Raw genomic sequence first — 9311 nt, 5'->3', positions numbered from 1 at the left:
TGACCAGACGGCTGCCCTGCGCTGGGTACAAAAAAATATTGCAGCCTTCGGCGGTGACCCCAATAGGGTGACCATTGCGGGCGAATCTGCAGGCTCTATAGCGGTATCGGCACAAATGGTATCGCCATTGTATAAAAACCTGATAGCTGGCGCCATTGGCGAAAGCGGTGCTATGATAAAACCAACACTTGCCCCTGTTTCACTGGTCGATGGTGAAAAGAATGGACTGAAATTTGCGGGAATGGCGGGCGCAAAATCATTGCAGGAACTGCGTGACATACCGGCAGACAAACTACTTGATGAAGCCGCTAAACCCGGTGTACCATCCATGCAATCGGCTACTATTGATGGTTATTTTTTAACCAAAAGCGCGGCTGAATCATTTGCGGCCGGCGAACAGGCAAAAGTGCCGTTGTTAGTCGGTTGGAATTCGGCAGAGATACCATACCAGGCGCTAATGGGCGGCGATGCCCCAACGCCAGAAAATTATACCAAAAAGTTAAAAGCCTTGTATGGCGAAAAAGCCGAAGAGGCTTTGAAGCTGTATCCCGGCAATACAGAGGAGGAAGTTATTAAATCGGCTACTGAATTAGCGAGCGATCGCTTTATAGTATACAGTACCTGGAAATGGGCAGATGCACATGCACTTACAAGTGGCAAGCCTGTTTACCGTTACCTTTTCTCGAAACCACGGCCGCCAATGACGGCCAAGATGGGGAACGCAAAAGCGGGCCTTGCGGGCGGTGTAATAAAAGGAGATGATAATGCTAAGCCGGAAGCTAACAAAAAGCCAAAGCCTTATATTGGTGCATCTCACGCATCAGAAATTGAATATGCGATGGGTAATTTGGCAACGAACACCACCTACGCCTGGACACCTGACGACTATAAAGTATCTGCCACTATGGAAAGCTATTTTGCCAATTTTGTAAAAACCGGTAACCCGAATGGGACATCTTTACCAAAATGGAACGCTAATATAAAAGGCGGCCCGGTAAGCTTTATAAATATAGATGTGAAAACGGCCTTAGAAAAGGAAAGTGCACAGCTAAGAGGCAGATATGTGTTTTTGGATAAAGAGTAGATAAAGAGTATATGAAGTAAGGCTTGGCGGTGATTTTAACCACAGAGACCACAAAGGAATGATATGTTTGTAAATCACAGAGTGCACAAAGATTTTTTATCTCTGTGCACTCTGTGTAAAACCTCAGTGTACTCTGTGGTTAACTAATAACCACCTAACTAATATCAACCTTTTGCAGATCCTTTCTTGGTGGGCCGGTGAGTACTTTACCATCCGTATCAAACCTGCCGCCATGACAGGGGCAATCCCAGCTTTTTTCGGCGTGATTGAAGGCTACAATACAATGGGCATGGGTGCAAACCGGGTTTAAGGCGGTTACCTTACCTTCAGCATCTTTGTATATAGCCAGCTTTTCGCCGTTATATTTTACTATTATGCCATCATCAGCCTTTAAATCTTTTAATGAATGAATATCTTCGGACGAAAACCTGTCGGCAATGAAATGATAAGCTACGTCGGCGTTCTCTTTTACAAATTCCATAAAGCCCGCAACGGGTTTTACGCGTGAAGGATTAAATAACTTACTATAGGCGTTCTCTCTGCCCAAAATGTTATCACTCATTATTTTACCTGCTATGGTTCCAAACATCATCCCGTTGCCATTATAACCGGTGGCAATGTAAAGGTGACCTTCGCCGGCAGGCATTTGGCCAATGTAGGGCAACCCATCTGCTGGGATATAGTATTGTGATGACCATTTAAAAGTAACATCAGCTACATCGTAATATTCCCGGGCATATTTTTCTAATGCCTCAAACGCAGCGTCTGGATCAGCATGGCCGGTTTTATGATCTTCGCCGCCCAGTAGCAAGTATTTTTGGCCATTGATGCTATGGGTACGAAAATAATGGTAGGGGTCTTTAGAATCGTACGATAGGGCATTGGGATAACCTGCTTCGTCGTTTAGCTTAATGCCCAAAACATAACTGCGATAGGGCGCGCACTTAAAATCGAACACATTAATGCCCGGCGGCAGGTGAGTAGCATAAACCAGGTTTTTAGCTTTAATAGTTACCGTATCAGCCCTGGCAGAATGTACACCATCTTCGTAAGAAGTTTCGCGGATGAACGTATTTTCTATGATAACCCCGCCAGCCTCTACAAAAGCTTTAGCTAAACCAAAAATATATTTTAAAGGATGGAATTGCCCCTGTTTTTTGAACAGGAGAGATTTTTTAAACGGAACACTCACCCCATTCTCTTTAGCCTCGGTAACGTCAATACCTGCCCTTTGTGATGCTGCTAAGATCTCGTCTAAAGCTTTTACCTCATCGTCGGTTTCGGCATATAAATAAGCGTTCTTGTATTCCAGGTCGCAGTCAATATTGTATTCTTTAGCAAACGCTTCTATCATCGCGAAAGATTCTTTACCGCAGTTTGCTAATTGTTTGGCCGCTTCTTGGCTAAAATCGCTTTCAACATCGGCATAGGTGGCATCAAAAAATGTGTTGAGATGGGCGCTTGTGCCGCCGGTAGTACCAAAGCCAATAGTATAGGCTTCGGCAAGTATGGTTTGCCTGCCTTGTTTTTGAAGCAGCAGGGCAGTTGTTAAACCTGTGATACCGCCGCCTACTATCAAGGCATCATATAAAGTGCCTTCGGCGAATATGTCGGCCGCGTTGTCAAGTGTGAACGACTCCTTTTGCCAGGGGCTAAGTGATGTGCTATCGCGTAAGGGGTGCTTGCGGGTGTTGTTTATGTTTTCCATAGGTATACAAGTAAATAAAAAAGCCGTCCCGATATTATCGGAACGGCCTTGATATGTAAGGCATCAATTGATAAACAAATGTGATGCCACCCTTATACTATGGGTTATAAAATTCTACTAATATTATAAGTGGATCACTTCACCATATGCATCAGCAGCAGCTTCCATAACAGCCTCGCTCATAGTAGGGTGAGGGTGTACTGATTTTATAATTTCATGACCGGTAGCTTCCAGTTTACGCGCGGTAACCACTTCTGCTATCATTTCGGTAACATTATGGCCCAACATGTGTGCACCTAAAAATTCGCCGTATTTAGCATCGAAAATGAGTTTAACAAAACCATCTTTAGCGCCGGCAGCACTTGCTTTACCAGATGCAGAGAATGGGAATTTACCAACTTTAACTTCGTAACCGGCTTCTTTAGCGGCTTTTTCGGTATAACCAACAGAAGCAACTTCGGGCATGCAATAAGTACAGCCCGGTATGTTGTTATAATCTAATGGTTCGGGGCTTTTACCTGCAATTTTTTCAACACAGATAATGCCTTCGGCAGATGCAACGTGTGCTAATGCCTGGCCTTTAACAATATCGCCGATGGCGTAAACCCCATCAACGTTTGTTTTATAAAAATCATCAACTAATACCTTGCCTTTATCGGTTTTAACACCGTTCTCTTCAAGGCCAATACCTTCAATATTGGTAGAAATACCTATTGCAGATAATACAACATCAGCCTCAAGAACCAGGTTGCCGTTAGCCGTTTTAACGTTTACCCTGCAGCCTTCGCCGTTGGTATCAACAGATTCAACGGTAGAGCTGGTCATGATATTGATGCCTTGTTTTTTAAGGCTCCGTAAAAGGCCTTTTGATATTTCTTCGTCCTCAAGCGGAACAATATTATCTAAAAACTCAACCACGGTAACTTTTGTACCTATAGCGTTATAAAAATAAGCGAACTCGATACCAATAGCGCCCGAACCTACCACGATCATTGATTTAGGCTGCTGAGGTAATACCATGGCCTGGCGGTAACCAATTACTTTTTTACCATCCTGTTTAAGGTTAGGTAACTCGCGCGAGCGGCCACCTGTAGCCAGTATAATATGTTTAGCTGTAAAATCTTTAGTAGTACTATCATCGATCTTAACAGATACAGTGCCTTTAGTTTTAAGCGAGCCGTAACCTATAATAACATCAATTTTGTTCTTCTTCATTAAAAATTGAACGCCTTTGCTCATGCCATCGGCTACGCCGCGGCTGCGTTTTACAACACTTTCAAAATCAACTTCGCCACCACTGGTTTTAATACCATAATCTGCAGCGTGGTTTAAATATTCAAAAACCTGGGCGCTTTTTAACAAAGCTTTGGTAGGGATACAACCCCAGTTAAGGCAAATGCCTCCAAGTGATTCTTTTTCAATAATAGCGGTTTTTAAACCCAATTGCGCCGCACGAATAGCGGCAACATAGCCGCCCGGGCCCGAACCAATAACAATTAAATCGTAATCCATATAGTATGTATCTTTATGATTTTTGGAATGCCAAAGCTAATTAAAAAGCAGTGGAAATGAAAAACAGGGAATGATTTAGAATTTAGCCTGAAAATTTAACTATAAATAGCAAATATCCACAATGTTAAGGTGAAAAATGACAATCATAATGTAAATTTTATACTAAATATTCATCTAAATTTCATTTTTGGTTAAAGAACATGTAAAGTGTTGAAAAGTATATAAATATTATTAACATTAACTTAATATAGGGAATATCTCTATTCTATATCTTTGCAGCATAATTTACTTAACGATAATTCACTTAACAGTTAACAAAAAAGACAAACATGAGAAAACATTTACTTCTCTTAATTATTTCCCTGTTTACTGCTGTTGTTTCCTTTGCACAGGTAACATCAAGTAGCATGACAGGAACCATTAAAGATGCCAAGGGTATTACTTTACCCGGAGCAACTATAAAGGCAACTCACATTCCATCAGGAACTGTGTATTCTGCTGCCTCAAACAAAGACGGTTTGTTCAACATTCCAGGTATGCGTGTTGGCGGTCCGTACACTGTTGAGGTTAGCTTTATTGGGTTTAATAAAGCTACAATTAGCGATATTACCTTACAATTGGGCCAGCCTTACATTTTTAACACAACCTTATCAGAAACAGGATTGGAGTTACAAGCTGTCACGGTTACATCAAGCAGGCGCGTTGTAACTGCTAAAGCTGGTGCAAGTACAAACGTAAACAGAACAGCACTTTCTACTTTACCTACTTTTTCAAGAAGTATTACAGATTTTACGCGTTTAACGCCACAGTCTACAGGTACAAGTTTTGCAGGCCGTGATGCACGTTTAAATAGTGTGACTGTTGATGGTGCTAACCTTAACAATACTTTTGGTACATCATCAGCCCTTTTACCGGGTGGTGATGCACAGCCTATCTCTATCGAAACTTATGACGAGCTATCGATAAACATTGCTCCATTTGATGTGAGGCAGTCGGGCTTTACCGGTGCCGGTATCTACGCTACAACAAAAAGTGGCACCAACACATTCCATGGTTCTGCTTATACCTACTACAAAGACCAATCTTTTAACGGCCAGTATATCCGCGATAACTTTATTGGTGCTAACGTAGCTAAAGCAAGTACCAAAACTTACGGTGCTACTTTTGGCGGTCCTATCATCAAAAACAAATTATTCTTCTTCGCCAACTTTGAAAAAGAAACTTCAACCTCTCCGGGTATTGCTTTTTCGCCAACAGGTGGCTCTGGTTTAGGTACCGTAGCTGCTACACCTAAGGGAGATTTAGAAGCAGTACAGAAATATCTTAGAGATAAGTATTCTTATGATCCGGGTAAATTTGACAATTTTGATGCTTTTACACCTAAAAACACCAAATATTTATTAAAGTTAGACTGGAATATTAACGATAAAAATAAGTTAACTGTTAAATACAGCTACTTAAAAGCTACCAGTGATCAAACTGTTAACGGTACAAGTACACCTAATAACGCTGCATACTCTGTAACAAACGGAAATGGTGGCTTTATTAACCGTGGTAGCGGTGGTTTGGTTAACGCTCGTTACAGCAACCAGTCAATTGCTTTTGAAAACTCTAACTATGGTTTCTTAAATAAAGTAACAACCGGTACTGTTGAGTTAAACAGCAGCATTAGCTCTAAATTCTCTAACCAGTTATTAGCTACATTTAAGAAATATGGTAACCCACGTACCACTAAAGGCGAAACTTTCCCAACCATAGATATCTATGATGGTAAAGGTAATAACTACATTACTGCAGGTTCTGACCCGTACACTAAATACAACGAGGTTATTGACGATACCTATAGCATTTACGATAACTTAACCTATTACGCGGGTAAACATACTATCACCGGTGGTATCAATTACGAGTACCAAAGAGTAGGTAATGCGTTCATGCCGGGTGCAGCAGGTTCGTACATCTATAATTCTTTAAGCGATTTCTTAGCTGATGCCCCTCCGGTACAGTTTACTTACAACTACTCGTTAATTCCGGGTGTTGATAAAGTATACTCTGCCAACTTAAAAGTTGGTACAATAAGCTTATATGCACAGGATGAATATGCTGTTAGCCCTAATTTTAAATTGACTTACGGCTTACGTGCTGATAAGAGCATTTATTTAGAGAACCCGGTGGAAAACCCGCAAATGACTGCATTGTTATTGCCTGATGCTAATGGTGCCTTAAAATCATACAACTCTGGCTTATGGCCAAAATCGCCAATTTTGCTTTCACCAAGAATGGGTTTCAGATGGAGCCTGCTTGAGGATAACTCATTGGTAATACGTGGCGGTACCGGTATCTTCACAGGTAAAATACCTTACGTTTTCTTAACTAACAACCCAAGTAACAGCGCAATGTATAACTTTGGTGGTGTTGCCACAGCGGATCAGCTTGCCGGCATCCACTTAAATGCAGACCCAAGCACTTACGCTGGTTTATTCCCACAAGCTGCCGGTACATCAATCCAATCTGCAACTGTTTTAATTGACCGCAACTTTAAGTTCCCACAAGTATTCAGAACTAACTTAGCAGTTGAGAAAAACCTTGGTAATGGCTTCACAGCTACATTAGAAGGTTTATATACCAAAGATATCAACGCGGTTAGAATGCGTAACGCTAACTTAAAATCGCCTACCGGTATATTGGTTGAAGGCGACCTGACAAGACCTCGTTACACAGGTTCATCTGCTGACAGGAATATATACCCGGCACTTAACTCTGCAATTGTTTTAGAAAACACTAACCAGGGTTATGCAACTTCTTTAACAGCACAAATTGCTAAAACCTTCACAGGTGGTTTCTCTGCAACAGCGGCATATACTTATACACAAGCTAAAGAAGCTTTCTCTACCTCTGGTACAACTGCTACAAACGTTTGGTCGTCAACAGCTAATGTTGGTACTACTAATGATGTAGAGAGTGGTTACACTAGCTTTTACGTGCCTCACCGTATAGTTGCTTCTGCATCATATAAGTTTAACTACCTAAACCATGCTGCTACTACTATCGGTTTATTTTACCAGGGCCAGGCAGGTGGACTTAACCCGATCAGCTACACTGTTAACGGCGATTTAAACAATGATGGTGTTAGTGCAGATTTGATGTACATCCCTAAAAAAGCAAGCGAGTTAACTTTCACTCAGTACAATGCCACTGTTAACGGTGTTGTTACTACTTACACTCCGGCACAACAAGCTGCTGCTTTAGAGCAATTCATCAAAAACACTCCATACCTAAACAGCCACAGAGGCCAATACGCACAACGTAATGCTGCTTTCTTGCCATGGTACAACCGTATCGATGCAAACATCTTACAAGATTTTTACATCATGGCAGGCGGCCAGAAACATACATTACAGCTTAGTGCTGTAGTTATTAACTTGCCAAACTTGTTAAACAAGAACTGGGGTATACAAAAACAAATTACTTATACCAACCCGCTAAGCTATGTTAGTACGGATGCTAATACCAACGTAGCAACTTATCAAATGCGTCAGCTTAACGGTAAATTAGTTACTACACCGTATGTAGATGCTACAACAGCAGCTACCACCTGGAGTTTATTAATTGGTGCTAAATACATATTCTAATTAGCAGTTGATATTGTTAAACATTTAAAATAAAAAAAATGAGAAAATATATAAATATCGTATTAGCTGCCCTGGTTACATTAACCATGTTTAGCTGTACAAAAGAAGCCGATGTTGCAGGTATTGAGCCAAAATTACCGGCTATACAATTAAGCAGCCTTGGTTACCAGCAGGTAGGCCCGTTTGTGATATCTGGTAATACCGCCAATACTTTATTATTAAACTTTGGTGCTACACTTACTAACCAGGAAACCGGTGCTTTTAAGTTAGAGATATTAGATGGTACTACCGCTGCGTCTGCTGTGTTAACAACTGTTAACTTTGCTTCATGGAATGGTAATGATGCTACATCTACACCAGCAATACCGGCTACAGAAACCACACCGGCTAAACCAGCAGTTGTAGTGCATACTATTACGGCTACTCCGCAAGAAACTACCTATCCAAATACAACAGTAATGGCCGGTACTATCTTGTTGAAATTGAATTCATTAGGCTTAACCGCAGGTAAAACTTACAGTGTTAAGGCAACTGCCTACAATAAAGATGGCAGCAAAAATTCAGTTTTTACGGCACTTTCATTCTTTAAAACAATATAATCGTTTTAAGGTATAACAAGAAAGCCTCCCAAATTGGGAGGCTTTCTTTGTTATAAAGAGTTTTTAAAATTAGTTGTAAACAAACTCCCCGTAAGGTGAAGTAACTGTTACCTGCTTTTTATCAGCGGCTTCTACACTGCCTATTATCTGAGCATCTACATCAAAGCTTTCTGATATGGCGATGATATCCTCAGCAATCTCCTGGGGCACATAAAGCTCCATACGGTGGCCCATGTTAAACACTTTGTACATTTCTTGCCAGCTGGTGTTTGATTCTTCCTGTATCAGCTTAAACAGCGGTGGAATAGGGAACAGGTTATCTTTAATAATGTGCAGATTTTCTATAAAGTGTAGTACTTTGGTTTGCGCGCCGCCGCTGCAATGTACCATACCATTTACCTGGCTGCGGTATTTATCTAAAATGGTTTTAATAATAGGGGCATAGGTGCGTGTTGCAGATAGTACCAGCTTACCCGCGGTTATGCTTTCACCATTGCCTATATCAATTTTATCGGTGAGGGTTTTGCTGCCGCTAAACACCAGGTCTTGCGGTACTGCGGGGTCAAAGCTCTCGCTGTATTTATGGGCGATGGTTTTGTTAAACACGTCATGGCGGGCAGATGTTAATCCGTTAGATCCCATGCCACCATTGTATTCTTTCTCGTAAGTTGCTTGTCCGTACGATGCAAGGCCTACTATCACATCACCGGGTTTAATGCGGTCGTTTGATATCACATCGGCACGTTTCATGCGGCAGGTTACGGTAGAATCTACTA

6 protein-coding genes are annotated in these 9311 nt (G+C 41.4%); 3 read left to right on the top strand and 3 right to left on the bottom strand.

All coding sequences use genetic code 11. The features are described 5' to 3' along the window. Positions 1-1084, top strand: a 1084-nt coding sequence (locus JWQ85_RS16660; protein WP_299469988.1) for a carboxylesterase family protein, incomplete at its 5' end; no start/stop codon positions are given. A 154-nt stretch (positions 1085-1238) separates the two neighbouring features. Here JWQ85_RS16660 and JWQ85_RS16655 read toward each other — a convergent pair. Next, positions 1239-2792, bottom strand: a complete 1554-nt coding sequence (locus JWQ85_RS16655) for an FAD-dependent oxidoreductase (protein WP_299469987.1) — start codon at positions 2790-2792, stop codon at positions 1239-1241. 123 nt (positions 2793-2915) lie between these two features. Next, entirely contained in the window at positions 2916-4304 is a 1389-nt protein-coding gene (gene lpdA / locus JWQ85_RS16650; RefSeq protein ID WP_299469986.1) for a dihydrolipoyl dehydrogenase, read from the bottom strand. Positions 4305-4633: 329 nt separating this feature from the next. On the opposite strand from lpdA, the gene JWQ85_RS16645 reads away from it, so the two are divergent. Together JWQ85_RS16645 and JWQ85_RS16640 are read left to right on the top strand one after the other, a co-directional pair. Further along, positions 4634-7936 (top strand): TonB-dependent receptor, encoded by a 3303-nt coding sequence (locus JWQ85_RS16645; protein ID WP_299469985.1) that lies wholly within the window; start codon positions 4634-4636, stop codon positions 7934-7936. Between the two features lie 38 nt (positions 7937-7974). Next, positions 7975-8535, top strand: a complete 561-nt coding sequence (locus JWQ85_RS16640) for a hypothetical protein (protein WP_299469984.1) — start codon at positions 7975-7977, stop codon at positions 8533-8535. A gap of 69 nt (positions 8536-8604) precedes the next feature. Here the strand turns inward: JWQ85_RS16640 and JWQ85_RS16635 are convergent. Further along, on the bottom strand, positions 8605-9311 hold a 707-nt coding region (locus JWQ85_RS16635; protein ID WP_299469983.1), incomplete at its 5' end, for an AIR synthase-related protein.

Origin of the sequence: Mucilaginibacter sp., from assembly GCF_028288105.1 — a bacterium.
Taxonomy (GTDB): domain Bacteria; phylum Bacteroidota; class Bacteroidia; order Sphingobacteriales; family Sphingobacteriaceae; genus Mucilaginibacter.
This window is presented reverse-complemented; position numbering and strand designations above follow the sequence as displayed.

Excerpts from the sequence above, each read along its gene's own strand:
- lpdA (WP_299469986.1), bottom strand. The coding sequence starts at position 4,304 with ATGGATTACGATTTAATTGTTATTGGTTCGGGCCCGGGCGGCTATGTT.
- JWQ85_RS16645 (WP_299469985.1), top strand. The coding sequence starts at position 4,634 with ATGAGAAAACATTTACTTCTCTTAATTATTTCCCTGTTTACTGCTGTT.
- JWQ85_RS16640 (WP_299469984.1), top strand. The coding sequence starts at position 7,975 with ATGAGAAAATATATAAATATCGTATTAGCTGCCCTGGTTACATTAACC.
- JWQ85_RS16655 (WP_299469987.1), bottom strand. The coding sequence starts at position 2,792 with ATGGAAAACATAAACAACACCCGCAAGCACCCCTTACGCGATAGCACA.